Annotated in this window: 15 protein-coding genes and 1 pseudogene; 6 read left to right on the top strand and 10 right to left on the bottom strand. The window is 68.0% G+C overall.

Annotated features, from left to right (window positions below; genetic code table 11):
- Positions 1 to 20: 20 nt before the first annotated feature.
- Entirely contained in the window at positions 21 to 545 is a 525-nt protein-coding gene (locus FOZ76_RS06425) for a gamma carbonic anhydrase family protein (RefSeq protein ID WP_143947309.1), read from the bottom strand.
- A 262-nt stretch (positions 546 to 807) separates the two neighbouring features.
- Between FOZ76_RS06425 and queC the strand changes: the two are divergent.
- From queC to FOZ76_RS06400, 5 genes and pseudogenes are all read left to right on the top strand, one after another.
- Positions 808 to 1,539: pseudogene (queC, locus tag FOZ76_RS06420) on the top strand (7-cyano-7-deazaguanine synthase QueC); the annotation flags it as partial.
- Between the two features lie 173 nt (positions 1,540 to 1,712).
- Complete coding sequence (queE, locus tag FOZ76_RS06415) at positions 1,713 to 2,348, top strand: 7-carboxy-7-deazaguanine synthase (protein ID WP_143947307.1); 636 nt, start codon at positions 1,713 to 1,715, stop codon at positions 2,346 to 2,348.
- Positions 2,345 to 2,734 (top strand): 6-pyruvoyl trahydropterin synthase family protein, encoded by a 390-nt coding sequence (locus FOZ76_RS06410; RefSeq protein WP_143947306.1) that lies wholly within the window; start codon positions 2,345 to 2,347, stop codon positions 2,732 to 2,734. Before queE ends, FOZ76_RS06410 begins: the two co-directional genes overlap by 4 nt.
- 192 nt (positions 2,735 to 2,926) lie before the next feature.
- Complete coding sequence (locus tag FOZ76_RS06405; RefSeq protein ID WP_246129325.1) at positions 2,927 to 3,613, top strand: GAF domain-containing protein; 687 nt, start codon at positions 2,927 to 2,929, stop codon at positions 3,611 to 3,613.
- A gap of 323 nt (positions 3,614 to 3,936) precedes the next feature.
- Positions 3,937 to 4,743, top strand: a complete 807-nt coding sequence (locus tag FOZ76_RS06400) for a TetR/AcrR family transcriptional regulator (RefSeq protein ID WP_143947305.1) — start codon at positions 3,937 to 3,939, stop codon at positions 4,741 to 4,743.
- 32 nt (positions 4,744 to 4,775) lie between these two features.
- Here FOZ76_RS06400 and FOZ76_RS06395 read toward each other — a convergent pair whose 3' ends face one another.
- From FOZ76_RS06395 to FOZ76_RS06370, 6 genes are read right to left on the bottom strand one after another with little or no spacing between them, the layout of a single operon-like run.
- Positions 4,776 to 5,528 carry a maleate cis-trans isomerase family protein gene (locus FOZ76_RS06395; protein ID WP_143947304.1) on the bottom strand — a complete coding sequence of 251 codons (753 nt, stop codon included), beginning with the start codon at positions 5,526 to 5,528 and terminating at the stop codon, positions 4,776 to 4,778.
- On the bottom strand, positions 5,525 to 5,989 hold the full coding sequence (locus FOZ76_RS06390) for an acyl-CoA thioesterase (RefSeq protein ID WP_246129324.1): 465 nt from the start codon (positions 5,987 to 5,989) through the stop codon (positions 5,525 to 5,527). Before FOZ76_RS06390 ends, FOZ76_RS06395 begins: the two co-directional genes overlap by 4 nt.
- A complete protein-coding gene (locus FOZ76_RS06385; protein ID WP_143947369.1) occupies positions 5,989 to 7,152 on the bottom strand; it encodes an FAD-dependent monooxygenase in 1,164 nt (387 codons plus the stop codon). Before FOZ76_RS06385 ends, FOZ76_RS06390 begins: the two co-directional genes overlap by 1 nt.
- Positions 7,152 to 8,024: a VOC family protein gene (locus tag FOZ76_RS06380; protein ID WP_143947303.1), complete on the bottom strand. Its 873-nt coding sequence runs from the start codon at positions 8,022 to 8,024 to the stop codon at positions 7,152 to 7,154. Before FOZ76_RS06380 ends, FOZ76_RS06385 begins: the two co-directional genes overlap by 1 nt.
- Before the next feature lie 4 nt (positions 8,025 to 8,028).
- Positions 8,029 to 9,717 (bottom strand): AMP-binding protein, encoded by a 1,689-nt coding sequence (locus FOZ76_RS06375; RefSeq protein WP_143947302.1) that lies wholly within the window; start codon positions 9,715 to 9,717, stop codon positions 8,029 to 8,031.
- 34 nt (positions 9,718 to 9,751) lie between these two features.
- Positions 9,752 to 11,026 (bottom strand): alpha/beta fold hydrolase, encoded by a 1,275-nt coding sequence (locus tag FOZ76_RS06370; RefSeq protein ID WP_211366059.1) that lies wholly within the window; start codon positions 11,024 to 11,026, stop codon positions 9,752 to 9,754.
- Positions 11,027 to 11,356: 330 nt separating this feature from the next.
- Here FOZ76_RS06370 and FOZ76_RS06365 point away from each other — a divergent pair, with 330 nt between their 5' ends.
- Complete coding sequence (locus tag FOZ76_RS06365) at positions 11,357 to 12,331, top strand: Bug family tripartite tricarboxylate transporter substrate binding protein (RefSeq protein WP_143947301.1); 975 nt, start codon at positions 11,357 to 11,359, stop codon at positions 12,329 to 12,331.
- Between the two features lie 101 nt (positions 12,332 to 12,432).
- On the opposite strand, the gene FOZ76_RS06360 is transcribed toward FOZ76_RS06365, so the two are convergent.
- The 3 genes from FOZ76_RS06360 to proX form a co-directional block, all read right to left on the bottom strand.
- Positions 12,433 to 13,413 carry an AEC family transporter gene (locus FOZ76_RS06360; RefSeq protein ID WP_143947300.1) on the bottom strand — a complete coding sequence of 327 codons (981 nt, stop codon included), beginning with the start codon at positions 13,411 to 13,413 and terminating at the stop codon, positions 12,433 to 12,435.
- A gap of 292 nt (positions 13,414 to 13,705) precedes the next feature.
- On the bottom strand, positions 13,706 to 14,911 hold the full coding sequence (locus FOZ76_RS06355) for an aromatic ring-hydroxylating oxygenase subunit alpha (protein WP_170235313.1): 1,206 nt from the start codon (positions 14,909 to 14,911) through the stop codon (positions 13,706 to 13,708).
- Between the two features lie 80 nt (positions 14,912 to 14,991).
- Positions 14,992 to 15,990 (bottom strand): glycine betaine/L-proline ABC transporter substrate-binding protein ProX, encoded by a 999-nt coding sequence (proX, locus tag FOZ76_RS06350; protein WP_143947298.1) that lies wholly within the window; start codon positions 15,988 to 15,990, stop codon positions 14,992 to 14,994.
- Positions 15,991 to 15,999: the final 9 nt, after the last annotated feature.

Genomic DNA, 15,999 nt, shown 5'->3' with positions numbered 1-15,999 from the left:
GACCGCGCATCACACTCACCTCAATCAATCGCTTCCAGCTCTTTGCGGAACAACTGCCCCCGCTCCACGTAGGTCGCCGAATTGCGCTTCAGCCGCTCGACGTCCTCGTCCGACAGTTGGCGCACGACCTTGGCCGGTGCGCCCAGGATGAGCGAGCGCTCCGGAAACACTTTGCCTTCGGTCACGATGGCGCCGGCGCCGACCAGACAGTACTTGCCGATGACCGCGCCGTTGAGCACCACCGCCTGGATGCCGATCAGCGTGCCATCGCCGATGGTGCAACCGTGCAGCATGGCCTGGTGGCCGACGGTGACGTGGCGGCCGATGTCCAGGGGCTTGCCGGGATCGGTGTGCAGCACCGAGCCCTCCTGGATGTTGCTGTTGTCGCCGACCGAGATGAGTTCGTTGTCGCCGCGCAGCACCGCGCCAGCCCAGATGCTGACCTTGTCGCCCAGCTTGACCTTGCCGATCACCGTGGCTTCGCGGGCCACGTAGGCGTTCTCGGCGATTTCCGGCGCGACGCCGGACAGTCGATAGCAGGTCATTGCCAATCCTCCGTTGTTGAGACGCTAACTGTAGCCTGCACCGCGCACCGATGGCATTCCCAGGGTCTTCCCACGCGGCGCACAGCCTGCAGTACAATATTCGGTTACGCTCGGTTCGGGCCCCTGCCTGCTGCCGACGCGTTCGTGCCCTGCGGAAATGCCGCCCCGGGCATGCCGCCTGCGCCGTCCGGCCAGGCGGGTCGGCCGCCCCGCGGCCTGCGTGCCGCCTTGTTCCGGTGCCCACGCTTCGAGGTAAGACAACATGAACTTGAACCATCGGCGAGCACTCGTGCTGTTCTCCGGCGGCCAGGATTCCACCGCATGCCTGGCATGGGCCCTGGACAGGTACGCCCACGTGGAGACGGTCGGTTTCGATTACGGCCAGCGCCATCGCATCGAACTCGATTGCCGCACGCACGTGCGCGATCGCATCGCTGCTGCCTTCCCGGCCTGGGCCCCGCGCCTGGGCGACGACCATCTGCTGCGCGTGGACGTGCTGGGCGAGATCAGCGACACCGCCCTCACCCGCGACGCCGAGGTCCAGATGCAGGCCAACGGCCTGCCCAACACCTTCGTGCCCGGGCGCAATCTGCTGTTCCTGACGCTTGCCGGCGCGCTGGCCTATCGCCGCAATCTGGACGTGATCGTGGGCGGCATGTGCGAAACGGACTATTCGGGATACCCGGACTGCCGCGACGTCACCATCAAGGCCATGCAGGTCGCGCTCAACCTGGGCACCGACCGCGCCTTCGTGTTCGAGACGCCGCTGATGTGGCTGGACAAGGCCGAGACCTGGCAACTCACGCAAGACCTGGGCGGCGACGCCCTGGTCGAGATCGTTCGCGCCGACACGCACACCTGCTACCTCGGCGAGCGCGGCGAGCTGCACGACTGGGGCCACGGCTGCGGCACCTGCCCCGCCTGCGCGCTGCGCGCGCGCGGCTACGCGCAGTGGCGCGGGGCGTTGAGCGGAGAGATGGCCGCGCAGCGGCCGGAGGGCCGTCCCCACAGCACCACCGCCCGGCCGCCCGAAGGCGGCGCTGCCTCCCTCGGGGAGGTGGCCGCGCAGCGGCCGGAGGGTCGTCCCCACAGCGCCGCCGCCCGGCCGCCCGAAGGCGGCGCTGCCTCCCTCGGGGAGGTGGCCGCGCAGCGGCCGGAGGGTCGTCCATGACCTACAGCGTCAAGGAAATCTTCTACACGCTGCAGGGCGAAGGCGCGAACGCGGGCCGACCGGCCGTGTTCTGCCGCTTCGCCGGCTGCAACCTCTGGACCGGCCGCGAGGAAGACCGCGGCAAGGCGATCTGCCAGTTCTGCGACACGGATTTCGTCGGCACCGACGGCACCCTGGGCGGCAAGTTCCGCGCGGCGGCCGAGCTGGCCGAGCGCATCGCCGGCCAGTGGCCCACGGCCGACCGCGCGCACCGCCTGGTCGTGCTCACCGGCGGCGAACCCTTGCTGCAGGTGGACGCAGCACTCATCGACGCCTTGCATGCACAAGGCTTCGAGATCGCCGTGGAGACCAACGGCTCGGTAGAGGCTCCGGCAGGCCTGGACTGGATCTGCGTCAGCCCCAAGGCCGGCGCGCCGTGGGTGCAGCGCAGCGGCCACGAACTCAAGGTGGTCTGGCCGCAGCCCGGCCTGGACCTGGACGAACTCGAGCGCGGCGACTTCGCGCACCGCTACCTGCAGCCGATGGACAACGCGCAGCAGCGCGCCAACACCGAGGCCTGTATCGCTCAGTGCATGGCCCGGCCGGCCTGGCACCTGAGCCTGCAAACCCACAAGGTCATCAACATCCGATGAAGTTCGAGCTCTCCCAGCGCTTCTGGTTCGACGCGGCGCACACCCTGGACCGCGAGATCGAACGCGAAGGCAGCCTGCGCATCCACGGCCACACCTACCACGCCGAAGTCTTCGTCGAGGGTGTGCGCAACCCGCGCACCGGCATGGTCATGGACCTGGGCCACCTGCGCCGCGAGCTCGCGGCCGTGCGCGACGCGCTCGATCATCGTTTGCTCGACGAAGTCCCCGAGCTGGGCCCGCCCACGCTGGAGAACCTGTGCGTCTTCATCGCGCGCAAGCTCTCGCCCCAGGTGCCCGTCACCGCCGTGCGCGTCTGGCGCGAGTCGGTGGGCGATAGCTGCAAGCTCACCCTGCCGCCGCAGCCGCAGGCGGACGGGACGAACTGAGCCGGAGCCGGGCGCAACGCCATTGCGTAGCGAACAGTGACAGCGGGCTCGGCTGACGGCAGAATCCGGAGACCTGCCCGGCGCCGTCTTTTCACTTGGCGCATAGACACGACGCTACGCATGAAGCACATACCAGGGCTTAAACGCACGCCTAGATGGCGTTCTCGCGCGGCACTCGAGATATGGGCGGGTGTGCCGGTGCTCATTGCGGCCGTTCTGACCGCAGCGCGACTGTGGAACACGGAGTTGAGAGAACCGTGGGGCTACATGGCCGTAGCCGCCGCCCTATGGGTCGTAGCGCTGTGTGTCGTCAAGTTCGTCGCCGCATCGGATCAGGACAAGCGCGAGGCTCCCGAGGTCACGCACCAGGGAATTCAAGGGTGCGTCTCCGCCCTGCACGCCGCGGTCTGCTATCTTCGGGCTGGCGACGTCCCGCAAGCATCGGACATACGTGCGACGTTCCATCGGGTCGTTCCACCACTCGAAACTGCTCGTGAAATCGAACAGATCATTCCCTATGTGGGTGGCGATGGCGGCGGAGCGGGCCGGCGATTCTCCATCAACACGGGCGTCACCGGGCGCGCTATCCGGGACGGTGAACCGTACATTCTGTCGAGCTCAGCGGAAACCGAGGCCAAACAGCGCGCCGAGCTGAAGTCGGACCTCGGCTACACGGCCGCCGAGGTCCGGGCGCTGACGCCAGGCCGATATTCGGCAATGGCCGTTCCGATCCGGGGCAAAGGTGGACTGCACGTCCTGGGCGTGATCTACTTGGATTCGTCGGGTCGCAACGTCTTCGATGATGAGAGCGTTACAGGCATGATCCTCGCCATTTGCGACTCCATCGACGGTTTCGTCACTCAGAGGTACCAGGAATGAATCGGATCAACCGGAAGGGTTCCGCATCTCCTCTCATCGAACGCATCGAAACCGTATCGCGCCCAGGCGCCACGTTGACGGTGAAGCGCGTCAGGCTCACGGACGCTGGCCGCAGGGCGTTGACGACCAATAGCGCGGGCATTTTGCAAGGCCCGCCCGCGCATTGGGTAGGGCCGATGAAGAAGCACGCTGGCGGCGGGCCCACAGACTAGCCATAGCGAAGGTTGCGTAGCCGGCAGCCCTTCCCCTTGCAACGCTCGCCGGTTGCGCCGCCCGCCTCGGCTGGCTAGCATGCTGGGTCAACTCCAGCAAAGGCCATCGGCATGCCGGCCGCCAAGAAAACCTCGTCCATCACCTCAGCAGCGCCGCCACGGCGCCGCGGCCGCCCGCCCAGGGTCGAATCCCCCATCCACAGCGAAGCCACGGTGACGCGCGCGGCCATCCTCGAGCGCGCCATCGCGCTGAGCAAGCAGATTCCGCTAGACCAGATCTCCATGGTGCAGCTCGCCAAGGAGTTCGGCGTCGCGCCGGGGCTCATCCACTACTACCTGGGCGGCCGGGACCAGTTGATCTCGGGGGTGCTGAACCACTATTACGCACAGCGCGTCGGGCGCATCCCGGCCCTGACAGGCGACTGGCGGACCGATGTGCAAGAGCTCGCGCGCGCGAGCTTCGCAGTCGGCGTGGAGAACCCGGGGGTGAGCATCTATGTGGCCTCGCACAACCGCCACCGGCTGTTCCAGGAGGTCGGCCCGGACGAGGTCGACTACGGGCTGGTGTACTTCAATCACCTGACCTCGGCCTTCAAGCAGGGCGGCTTCACGCCGGAGCAGACCGCGCTCGCCTATCACCTGCTCGCGCAGTTCCTGGTCTCCTCCACGATGGCCGAGGCCGCCCGGCAACTGCCCGCGCACCATGAGGGCTTCATCCTGAAGAAGCTCGAATCCGCTTCGGCGAATCAGTACCCCGGTGCGCGCTACGTGCGCTCGGCTTTCGCGAAACTCGGGTCGGACACGGCCTTCGAGGCCGGGCTGAAGATCCTGCTCGACGGCTTCGCGGCGTGGCTCACGCCATCCGCCGCGGCGGCACCGCGCAAGCGGGCCAGGAAAACCGCGGGCGTCCTGACCTGAGGGCAGGCATAGCCGGCCTTCATCCCGGCCTTCTACAGCCCGACGTTGCTGCCCAGGTACGCACCCGCGCCGGGCGCGGTCTGCGGCAGGCCCAGCAGGCGCAGCATCTGGCGCACCGTGCACACCGCGGTGGACGTGACCGGCACGCCCAGCATGCGCTGGGCCTCTTCGATCGCCGGCAACGACGGCATCTGCACGCAGGCCGACAACACCACCGTATCCACGCCCGCCACGTCGAGCGAACGCACGTCCTCCAGCAGGCGCAGCGGGTCGCGCTCGCCCACCGCCAGGTTGTCCAGGATGGAGAAGTTGCGGAAATCCTTGACCTCGATGCCCTCGGCCTCGATATAGGACACGACCGTGCGCGTGAGCTCGTCGCTGTAGGGCGCGAGCAGCGAGATGCGGCGCGCGCCGAAGTTTCGCAACTCATCCACCAGGGCGCCGGCAGAGGTCATCACCCGGGGCGCAGGGTCCATGGGGCCGATGGCTTCGGCCAACTGCCTTTCGGTCTCGCGGTGATGGCCGGCACCCATGGCCATGGTCGCCACCAGGCAGGCAGTGCTCATCACGTCCACGCGGGCGTCGGCGAGCTCCTGCGCGCAGCGGCCGAGATCGGCATTCATGCGGGCAAGCTCCTCGGCCACCACGCGGTGCATGCGCACCCGGCTGGCATGGCAGGAAAAGCGCTCGGGCGCCGCGCGCATGCGGGCGGCGAGGATGGCCGGCACTTCGCGCTCCATGGTCACATTGGAGCTGGGGACGATCTGTCCGATCTTGTAGGTCATGAGAACGAGCCTTGCGGAGAAGGTCGCGTCGCGTGGGCCGACAGGACGGCGCGCAGCGACGCGGGGATGTCGGTGCCGACGCGGGCGTCCCGGCGCACGCAGATCGGCGAGAAGCGGGCGTGGAACACCGGCGTGCCGTCCGGCCGGGTGGCCGTGCACGCCAGGTCGTAGGAGCGCTGGCGGATGTCGCCCACCGCGCAGCGGATGTCGATCTCGTCACGCGGCCACAGCGTGCCTTCGAAGGAGAGCGACAGGCCGCGGCAGGGTGTGTCCACGCCATGCGCTTCGCCCAGCGAGCGCGCACCGGCGGCCAGGTACTCGTTGAAGAGGGACACGGCGCCGAGCAGGTAGTCGGTGAACCTGCCCGTATAGACGACCCCGGCGGGGTCGCAATCGCTCCAGCGCACCACGCGGCGCACGATGAAGGGCGATTCGCTGATGACGTACTCGGTGCCGCGCATCAGCGTGCTCCGGCCAGGTCGCCGTCCGGCAAGGCGCCGGCGGCGGCGAATTCGGCGACGAGCTCCGGGAACTGGCGCTTGAGCCGCTCCAGGTCGACCCGGCCGGTGCGGGTCATGAACCGATAGACGAACTCGTGGGGCGTATAGCTCGAGATCCAGCGCCGGATGTCCTCGTACCAGGTGTAGGACGCCTCGGAGGCATCGATCAGCTTGGCCTTCTCGGGCTTGCGCGCCGTCTCGTAGGCGCGCAGCGCGCCGGCCACGTCGCCCGGATGCGCGACGATGGCGTCGGCCAGGGCGATGGCGTCCTCCATCGCGATGCGCGTGCCCGAGCCGATCGAGAAATGCGCGCTGGTGAGAGCATCGCCGATCAGCACGCGGTTGCCCGCATGCCAGCGCGCGTTGCGCACCACCGGGAACTGCCGCCACTGGCTGTTGTTCGAGACCAGGGCGTCGCCCGCCAGCTCGTCGGCGAACACGGTCTCGAACAAGGCCTTGCGCGCCTCGTCGCTCATGTCCTGCATGCCCAGGTCCAGCCAGGTCTGGTGGTCGCACTCGGCCACGAAGGTGCTCATGCCATCGGAATACGGGTAGTAGTGCGCCACGAAATAACCGCCCCGGTACTCGCGGAACACCAGGGCCGGATTCTCGAACGGACGCGCCACGCCGAACCAGGCGAAATGGTTGGTCAGGTGCGACATCGACGTCTGAAAGCCCGTCTCGTCGGCCTGGCGCACCATCGAGTTGATGCCGTCTGCGCCCACGACGAGATCGGCGTCCAGCGCGTCCAGCGAACCCAGGCGGTGCTCGTAGTGCACCTCGATACCCAGGCGCTGCGCGTGCGCCTGCAGGATCTCGAGCAGGCGAATGCGCGGAATCGCCCCGCCGCCCTTGCCCGGGCGCTGGATGCGCACCGGCGTGCGGCCCAGCACGATGGTCTGGCATCCGGTGAACACCATGGCCCGCTCCAGGTCCGCGCACACGTCGGGCGCGGCAGCACGCAGCCGCGACAGGCCGGTGTCCGCCAGCACCACGCCGAAGCCGAAGGTGGCGTCCCGGGGATTCTGCTCGTACACGGTGACGTCCACGTCCGCCAGGCGCTGGCGCAGCAGGATGGCGAGGAACAGGCCCGAGGGGCCGCCGCCGACGATCGCAACCTTCATCATGCCTCCTGCGGTTCGATGACGAGCTCGTCCATGTCGAAGCGCGCGATGCGCCCGCTGAGCCCGCCCGTGGCGGCGCCGTACCAGACCGCCGGCTTGAAGCCCAGCGCCTTGCGCGAGAAGCTCAGCGCAGGCGCGCCGTCGATGCGCAGGTAGCCATCCTCCACGCGCGTGACGGCATAGCCCTCGCGCTCGCGCGCCGAGCGCACCAGGGCCGAGAACTCGGGCACGTCGAGCACGAACAGCGACGCCCGCGGCGCATCGGCCTGCGACAGCTCGGCCGCCTTGGCGCGCCAGACCGGCTCGATCGACTCGAAAGGGGCCTGCTCGCGCGCGCGCTCCAGGCGGATGGCGGCCTCGAGCGTGCGTTGGGCGTCGCTCGCATCCTCGGCGGAGAACGCGCGCATCTGCCAGGTGATCTCGATCGGATAGCCGTTGGGATCGTTGAAGTAGATCGACTCGATCACTTCGTGGCGGATCTGGTAGCGCAACGGAATGCCGACTTTCTCCACGCGCTCGCGCCACCGCAGCAGCTCGGCCTCGTCGCGCACCCGCCAGGCCGTGTGCGTGGCGCGATCCTGGTAGTGCGAGCGCACTTGCAGCCATTCCGGGCGCTCGGTGCCGATGTAGTAGAAGAAGGCGATGGTGCTGCCGCAGCCGCTGTCGAAGAAAAAGTGCAGGAAGTCGGCATGATCGTCCGGGCCCCAGCCCTTGGCCGAGATCGCATGGACCAGCGGCAGGCCGAGCAGGTCGCGGTAGAAGTGCACGGTCTCTTCGAGCTTCCAGGTCGGCCGTGCGGTGTGGTGCACGCCATGCAGTTGCACGCTGGGGATGTCGGTGGTCGACCTGGTGTTGAGGGTGGTGCTGGCCATGGGTTTACTCCGTGGAAGTGGCGGCAGCGGGGGCGGCCATCATGGCCGCGACGCGCTCGCGCAGGATTTGCTTGCTGAGCTTGCCGGAGGCGGTCAGCGGCATCTCGTCGATGATCTCGAGCCGCTCGGGCCACTTGAACTTGGCCATGCCCTCGGCGAGCAGCCAGGCGGCAAGGTCGGGCAGGCTCATCGGATCGTGGCCCTCGCGCAATACGACAAAGGCACAGACACGCTCGCCATACACCCGGTCGGGCATGCCGACCACGGCGCTGGCCACGACCGCGGGGTGGCGATTGATGACACCCTCGACCTCCTCGGCATTGATCTTCTCGCCGCCGCGGTCGACCACGTCCTTGATGCGCCCCTTGAAGAAGTAATAGCGCTCGCCGTCGATGACGCGGGATTCCATGAGATCGCCGGAGCGGTAGTAGCCGTCCGCGGTGAAGCGATTGACGTCTTCCTTCTCGGACTTGTAATAGCCCTGGATGGTGTAGGCGCCACGGAACAGGGCTTCGCCCGCCACGCCGTCCTCGACCGGCTCCTCGGTGCCGGGCACGACGATCTTCACCTCGTCGTAGCGGCACACCGGCCGGCCCACGCCATCGTCCTTCACCTCGTCGGGATCGGCGTCGCCCGTGAACATGATCACCCCCTCGGTCATGCCGAAGATGTGATACGCAGGCGAGCCGGTCAGCCGGCTCAGGCCGGGGGCGTTCTTGGGGGCGATGAACTTGCGGCGCGCCTTCTGCTCGGGCGTGCCCTTGGCCAGCTCGGGCAGAATGCGCTGCAGGATGGGGCCCGCCACGCCGAACCACGTCGGCTGGTAGTCGCGCACCAGCGCGCACAGCGTCTCGGCGGAGATGTCGCGCGCGACGGTGACAACCCCCCCGTTGAGCAGCACCGGGCCGAAGAAGCAGCCCATGTTCAGGTTGTGCATGAGCGGCGTCGGAAAGAACAGCACCTCGTCCCGGGTGTAGCCGTTGCAGCGCGCGACCGCGCGCATGTTGTACAGGTATTCGCTCTGAAAGCGCGGGATGATCTTGGGCACGCCGGTGGAGCCGCCCGAAAGCTGGAACACCGCCACCTGGAAGGGGTCGTGCGCGACCTCGGCGAGCAGGCTGCGCGCGCGGGCAAGCGGCATGTCGACGATGAGCGCATCCAGCCCCACCGCGCCTACGCGCGGCTCGCCGCGCGCCTGCAGGATGTAGGCGAGGCTCGGCACCTCGGCCTGCATCTCGCGTGCGAACGCCACGTCGTCGAACTTCGGATCGTCACCCTGCACAAAGTGCAGCCTGGCTTCGGCCAGGTTGCCGAGATAGGCGATCTCGTGGCGGCGAAAGGCCTGCAGCGCGCAGATCGGGACGATCCCGGCCTTCAGCGCCGCGAAGAACCCGACCAGCAGCTCCTGGCTGTTGCCGCACTGGAACACGGCGGCATCGAGCGGGCGCAGCCCCATGGCCAACAAGGCGCCGCCCAGGCGGTCGCTCTTCTCGTCCAGTTCGGCATAGGTCAGGCTGCCGTCCGGACCGGCCAGTGCGACACGCTCGGCATGCGCCGCGAACGACGCACGAAAGCCGTCCACCAGCGTCTCTCGAGTCAATACCCCTTCGCGTAGATAGCGGCGCAGCCGCGGCTCGTCCGGATAGCGTACGCCGGGCATCAGCACCGGCGGCCGGACTCGTTCCTCGATCATGGTTTCCTCCTCCGTCATGCGTTTCGGGCGCGTCTCAGCGGCCGGCGCTGGCGAACTGGCCGGCGCGTTCGCGCAGCCAGCGCGTGACGACCTCGCTCGCGAGTTCGCGGCCCGGCCGCTCTCCCTCGGCCAGCGCCATGCCATGGTGATTGCCGCGGATGCGCTCGAAGCTGAGGTCGATGCTGCCGATCTGCCCGCGGATGGCCTGGATGTCCGCGGGGAAGGTGCACTGGTCGCCGGTGTACTCGATGAGCAGCGTGGGCTGCACGATGGCCGGCGCGGTGCGCTCGAGCGACGCATTGGACGCGATGCCCGACCATGTCGACAGCCACGACTCCGGCGTCACCACCCGCGCAAAGCCCACACTGCCCCAGTTGGAGACGAAGGGATTGCGTCCCCAGAGCGATCCCACCTTGCGATCGGAGGGGTCGAGCGTGGGGTCCCAGGCGCGCAGGTCGGCATCCGTGCGCCAGACCTGGAAGATGGGCGCATGGGCCGCGACCCGGCGATCCTGTTCGGTGGCGCTGCCCTGCTTGAGCCGTCGGCGCGCTTCGCCCTTGGCGTCGAGTAGCCGGCGCGCCTGCGCGTCCAGGCGCTCCACACGGGCGCGCTGCGCCTGGCCGTAGGCCGCGACGAACTCGGGCGTATAGCGTCCCACGCCCTTGTCCGCGTCGAAGCCGTTGGCGCGGCTGAACGGGTCGAGCGCGGGATCGCAGCTCATCGCATCCTGCTCGTCGAGCACCGACGGGTCGAGCCCGACCATCAGCAGCCGGCCCTGTCCCGGATGCGGCGAGAGCAGCACGATGCCCTCGGGCACCGGCATCTGCAGCTCGGCGAGCCGGGTCGAGCGCCCACCCGGCGTCTTCGCAATGCGCTGTTCGGGCGCGCTCCGCGCCTGCTCGTTGTAAAAGGTGTAGAGCCCCGCACCGCCCGAATTGCCGAGCAGCACGATCTCCTCGAAGCCGTGTGCGCGCAGGTGATTCAGGCCGGCGGCGACGTCGAACAGCGCGATTTCGTGTTCCAGGCGCAGATCGTTGCCGGGCGAACGCGGCGCCTGCACCCAGCAGGCCCAGCCGGCGTCGAGCACGGCGGGCACCATGTAGTGCGTGATCGCGATCTCGCGCGGATGCATGATGCACACCACGCCCTTTTCCTTGCCGGTCACGCTGAACAGAAAGCCCAGCGTGCGCTGTCCGTCAGCCGTGCCCAGCGCGTAGGGCACCATCTCGAACGGACGCTGCATCAGGCGCGCGTCCCACGAGGCGCCACGCATGCCGGCGGTCACTTCCGCCTTGTTGTCCTCGGCCATGTCGTCTCCATGAGTCGCTCCCGCCTGAAGGCGGAAGCTTTCTCGTCACTGAATGGGGGCGCCTTCGGCGCCAGGATGGGCTTGCCTCGCCAGGCCTCGCCGTTTACGGCGACGCTTGCGCTTCGGCCCGCGGTCAATGTTGGTTCATGGCCGTCAATCTAGCGTCTTATTTGATATGCTGTCAATTAAAATCCATACGCACTGCCATGCTCGAAAACCCTTATTTATCTGCCTATCAATTAACCGCTACATTTAATTGAGTGTATGTCAATAAAAAGCTGGACATCCTCGGTGCGGCGCCCCGCCGCTCCACGCATCCCGGAGACAACCATGAACATCCGACACCGTCTGTGGTGGGGCGCCCTGGCGCTGGCGCTTGGCGCCGGTGCCGGCGTCGCCCAGGCTGCCGACTACCCCGACCGCACCCTGCGCGCCATCGTGCCCTCGCCCGCCGGCTCGGCGCCCGACATCATCACGCGCCTGCTGGCCGAGCGCATGTCGCGCGCGCTCGGCCAGAGCATCGTCACCGAGAACAAGCCCGGCGGCAACGGCATCATCGCCATGAACGAACTGCGCCGCGCCAAGCCCGACGGCTACACCTTCGGCGTCTTTCACGCCGCGGCCGCCGTGGTCACGCCCATGATGTACAAGGCCGCGGACTTCGACGTCCAGAAAGACACCGACGTCGTCGCCACCATCGCCTACACCCCGATGCTGGTGGTCGCCAATACGTCCACGCCCTACAAGAGCCTGGAAGACGTCGTTCAGGCCGCCCAGGCCAAGCCCGACGATCTGGTCTTCGGCAACCCGGTGCACGGTTCCGTGCCCCATCTCACAGCCGAGCGCATCGGGCAGATCCGCAAGGCGGTGTTCCGCCAGATCAGCTTCAATGGCACGTCGCAGGCGATCCAGTCGACCATCGGCGGCGACGCCCAGGTCTACGTCGACGGCGTGGCCCCGCTGCTGCCCCTGGTGCAGAGCGGCCGCCTGCGCGCCCTCGCCGTGACAGCGGACAAAGAGCTGCCCGGCCTGGAAGGCATCCCGCTGGCCAAGAACACGGTGCCCGAGCTGGTCTCCACCGGCTGGTTCGTCATGCTGACCCCGGCGGGCACGCCCCCGGAAGTGACGCAGCGGCTGCACGAAGAAGCCACCAAGGCGCTGGCCGAGCCGGACATGGTCGAGCGGCTGAAGGATCTCGGCACCTATCCGATGCCCACCAGCATGGCCGACGCGCAGACCTTCATCAGCAACGAAAAGCAGATCTGGCGCAAGGTGATCGACGACGCCGGCGTCAAGCCCGAGTGAACGGCGACGGGGCGCCGCTGCGGGCAGGCAACCGGGCTGCCCGCAGCGCATCCGGCCCGCGACACAGGCCGGCACATCGCGCACGGCCTGCCGTCATGCCTTCAGCCCGGCAGCAAGGGCACCGACAGCATCACCAGCGCCATGCTGGCGAGCCCGACGATGGTCGAGAGCGCCACGGCCGCACTGGTCTCGCTCTCCGCCACGCGGTAGCGCAGTGCGAAGAGGTACACGTTCGCCCCGATCGGCAGCGAGGCCGTGACCACCATCACCTTGAAAGGCAGGCCGGAGAGGCCGGCCGCCAGGCCGATCACCACCAGTGCGAGCGGATGCACCAGGTTCTTCATGATGACCAGGGTCAAGGCCGAGCGGATCTGCTTGGCCCACGCGTTGGAGGCCAGGGTGATGCCCACCAGCACCAGCGCCATCGGGGCGAACGCCGAGCCCAGCAGTTGCAGCGCCTTGTCCACCACCCCCGGCAGGGGCAGGCCGGTCTGCGCAAAGAGCAGCCCGCAGATGATGGGCAGCGGCACCGGATGCAGGATCGCCCCCTTGGCCGCCTTGCATACGGTCAGCGCCATGCGCCGCGCGCGCACCGCCAGCGGCGCGCTCTCTCCATGCGCAGCCCGGGCCCGGTTCTCCTCGGCCACCACGACGAACTCCAGCACCACCGTCACCAGGGTGAGCATGATGAAGGAGTGCACCGAAACCAGCGAGAACAGCGTGACCAGGCCCGCATCGCCGAAGGCCAGGCCGACGATGGGCACGCCGATCATCAGGGTATTGGAGAAGGTCGACGCCAGCCCCATCACCGCCGCGCGCCGGTTGAAGCCCTGCTTGAGCATCACCAGCACGAAGACCACCCCCATGGCCGACATGTAGGCGATCACGGGCTGGAAATCGATGCTCTCCAGGTGCACGTTGCTCATCGTGCGAAAGAGCAGCGCGGGCGCAAGCACCAGGAACACGATGTTGGAGATGTCGCCGGTCGACTTGCCACCGACCCAACCCAGGCGCCCCGCCAGATAGCCCGTGAAGATGAGGAGGACCACGGGGACGAGTGCTTGGAAGACCAGGTTGGACATCGGAGAGCCAGGCGTTGCGGGAAAAGGCGGGGGGTCACGATATACCCGCGCGCCGCCCGGCTCAAGTCCGCCGCAGGCGGTGAGTGCCGTCACGGTCGAATCGGCCGGCGTCGGCGATGCTGCCATCCGCCGCCACCGACAACCGGCCGGCGACGAAGTACAAGGTGCCGGTCTCGACCTTGCCGACGTGGGAGTAGAGCCCTTACGCCGGGCAGGCGCCCGGCGGATTCAGGTATTCGACTGCGGTGCTCATGGAGGATCTGTGTCTCGTGAGGGGGGTGAAAGAGCCCGCTCAGGCTGCCGAGGCGCCGTAGGCGCGCCGGGCGACGCCTTGCTGGAAGAGCTTCACCGCCTCTTCCCAATAGGGCGAGAAGCGGGTCTGCATGCCGATTTCCTCGCGCTGCGCGCTCAGGCGCTGCACGCCGGTGGAATAGTCCGCATCCTCGCCGGTGATGCCCAGCCAGATATCGACGTATTTCTGGCGCGCGGGCGCGGCCTCGGCGGAGATCGCGCTATCGCCGATGAAATACATGTTGCGGCGCACCCCGGTGCGCGTCGGGGAGATCGGCCGCAGCAGGGTGGTGATGATGGCCTCGGGCCACGCCGCGAAGATCACCGTCGGCGTCACGAAGCAGATGGTGTACGGGATGCGCCGGCCTTCGCTCACCGCGGCGGCCGCGGCCGGGTTCATGTCGAAGGTGTCGTCGGGCAGGCCGACCCAGGCACCCAATCGCTTGTATTTGATGAGAGAGCCGGTGAGGCTGGTGAAGGCCTCGGGGTCGTTGTCGATGTGGTAGCGGTCGGGCAGCTCGAGCGCCGGGTGCACGAAGGGAATGTGATAGCCCTCCAGGCCGCCCTCGTGGTAAAGCTTCCAGTTGATATCGAGCACGACCTCGTCGTGCCGCGCCGGGTGGGTGAGGTCGTAGCCCTCCAGGTGGTAGGGCTCGAAGAGGCGGGCGAGCGACGCGGTGAAGGCCTCGAACGAGCGCGCCTTGCCGTCGAGATTGACGAACACGGTGTCGTGCCAGACGCCCGAGCGCGCCTCGACCAGGCCGAGCGACTCGCGCTCGAAGCAGTCGTGGCCGGAGGTGTTCGGGCCATTGAGGATGGGCATGCGCTGCAGCCTGCCCTCGAGGTCGTAGGTCCAGCAGTGCCAGCCGCACTGAATCATGCGCAGGTTATCGGGCTTGGTCACGAGCTTGGTGCCGCGGTGCCGACAGATGTTGTGAAAGACGCGCACACGGTCGTCCAACCCGCGCACGAGCACAAGCTCCCAGCCGGCGATGCCGACCGGCATGACGTCGCCCACCGCCGGCACGTCGCTCGCGCAGCCGATGGCGAACCAGTCCTCCTTGAACAGGCGCTCGCGCTCGAGCGCCCAGTACTCGGGGTTGGAATAGACGCGCCCGGGTAGGCCATCGGCGACCTCGACGGGGGCGAAGAGGGCTTGCTGTTCGCTCTCGCTGAGCACGGGCATGATGGGGATCACTGAGTTCATGAAGGTCCTCTCTGCGCCGGGTGGCGCGTGTGATGTGTGGCGCCCGGCACGCGCGACGGCGCGGACCGGAGGGCGGAAAGTCAGGTGCGCGCGCTTTCGACCCAGCCGTCGAAGGCCGCCTGGTTCGCCTTGATCCATTCGGCGGCATGCCGCTCGATGTCGCGCTCGCGCTTCTCGCCCTTGACCATCAGCAGGTTCTGCTCGACGCGGTCGTTGAGCTGCATGCGCAATGCGGACAGGAACTTGCGCGCGCTCGGGTTGGCGTCCAGCCAGGCGGTGTTGCCGCCGACGTAGTACGTGGTTGATGACCAGCCCGTGTTGCAGCTATCTTGCTGGCTGGCGCAGCCCGGAACGTTCTGGAACGCGAGCTTCGGGTCGCTTCCCGGCTCCTCGAGCCACACCACCTCACGCCCGGGCATGAGCTCGACGGTGGCGATGTTGGGGAACCAGGCATAGAAGAACACCGGCTTGCCGGCGCGCTGGCGCGCCACCACGTCGGCCACCATCACGTTGTACTCGCCGATCACCAGGTTGACGGTGTCCTTCAGCCCGAGGCGGTTGATGTCGTCCAGAGCGCGCTTCTCGTCGTTCCAGCCGGCGCCCGGGCCGATCAGGCGGGCGCGCTTGTCGGCGCCCTCGGCGAACAGCGTGGCGACCTCGGGCTTCTGGAAGTCGGTGATGTTGCGGATGCCGTGCTTCTCGGCGGTCGCCTTGTCGATCAGGTAGCCCGCCACCGACCCGGGTTCGACGGTGGGGCCGAGGAGCTCGACCCGGTCCTTGACGGTCTCGTGGATGACGCGCGACGAGGGCATGACCACGTCCATGGTGAACTCGGCGTCGCCCTGGGCCAGGGTCTGGAACATGGCGGCCGGGGTCATGACGCGCGGCTCGCCCACCGTGTAACCGAGCCGCTCCAGACCGGCGGCAGCGACGTAACCGCCGAACCAGAACGAATCCCAGGGCGCACGCAGCGGGCGCACGGCGCCGGTGGCCGCGTGTGCCCGCGTGATCAGCGCAGGGGCGACGCAGATCAGGCTGCCGGCGATCAGGGTACGGCGCCGGGTGGGGGATATCGGCATGACGGAACT

Source organism: Verticiella sediminum, assembly GCF_007558815.1.
In the GTDB taxonomy this organism is placed as follows: Bacteria; Pseudomonadota; Gammaproteobacteria; order Burkholderiales; family Burkholderiaceae_B; genus Verticiella; species Verticiella sediminum.
Note: the sequence above shows the minus strand (reverse complement) of the source record. Positions and strands in the feature narration are given on the sequence as shown.

Coding starts and splice junctions, on each gene's coding strand:
- FOZ76_RS06385 (WP_143947369.1), bottom strand. CDS start 7,152: ATGAAGGTTGCGATCGTCGGCGGCGGCCCCTCGGGCCTGTTCCTCGCC.
- FOZ76_RS06410 (WP_143947306.1), top strand. CDS start 2,345: ATGAAGTTCGAGCTCTCCCAGCGCTTCTGGTTCGACGCGGCGCACACC.
- queE (WP_143947307.1), top strand. CDS start 1,713: ATGACCTACAGCGTCAAGGAAATCTTCTACACGCTGCAGGGCGAAGGC.
- FOZ76_RS06425 (WP_143947309.1), bottom strand. CDS start 545: ATGACCTGCTATCGACTGTCCGGCGTCGCGCCGGAAATCGCCGAGAAC.
- FOZ76_RS06360 (WP_143947300.1), bottom strand. CDS start 13,413: ATGTCCAACCTGGTCTTCCAAGCACTCGTCCCCGTGGTCCTCCTCATC.
- FOZ76_RS06370 (WP_211366059.1), bottom strand. CDS start 11,026: ATGGCCGAGGACAACAAGGCGGAAGTGACCGCCGGCATGCGTGGCGCC.
- FOZ76_RS06395 (WP_143947304.1), bottom strand. CDS start 5,528: ATGACCTACAAGATCGGACAGATCGTCCCCAGCTCCAATGTGACCATG.
- FOZ76_RS06390 (WP_246129324.1), bottom strand. CDS start 5,989: ATGCGCGGCACCGAGTACGTCATCAGCGAATCGCCCTTCATCGTGCGC.
- FOZ76_RS06375 (WP_143947302.1), bottom strand. CDS start 9,717: ATGATCGAGGAACGAGTCCGGCCGCCGGTGCTGATGCCCGGCGTACGC.
- FOZ76_RS06380 (WP_143947303.1), bottom strand. CDS start 8,024: ATGGCCAGCACCACCCTCAACACCAGGTCGACCACCGACATCCCCAGC.
- FOZ76_RS06400 (WP_143947305.1), top strand. CDS start 3,937: ATGCCGGCCGCCAAGAAAACCTCGTCCATCACCTCAGCAGCGCCGCCA.
- FOZ76_RS06365 (WP_143947301.1), top strand. CDS start 11,357: ATGAACATCCGACACCGTCTGTGGTGGGGCGCCCTGGCGCTGGCGCTT.
- proX (WP_143947298.1), bottom strand. CDS start 15,990: ATGCCGATATCCCCCACCCGGCGCCGTACCCTGATCGCCGGCAGCCTG.
- FOZ76_RS06355 (WP_170235313.1), bottom strand. CDS start 14,911: ATGAACTCAGTGATCCCCATCATGCCCGTGCTCAGCGAGAGCGAACAG.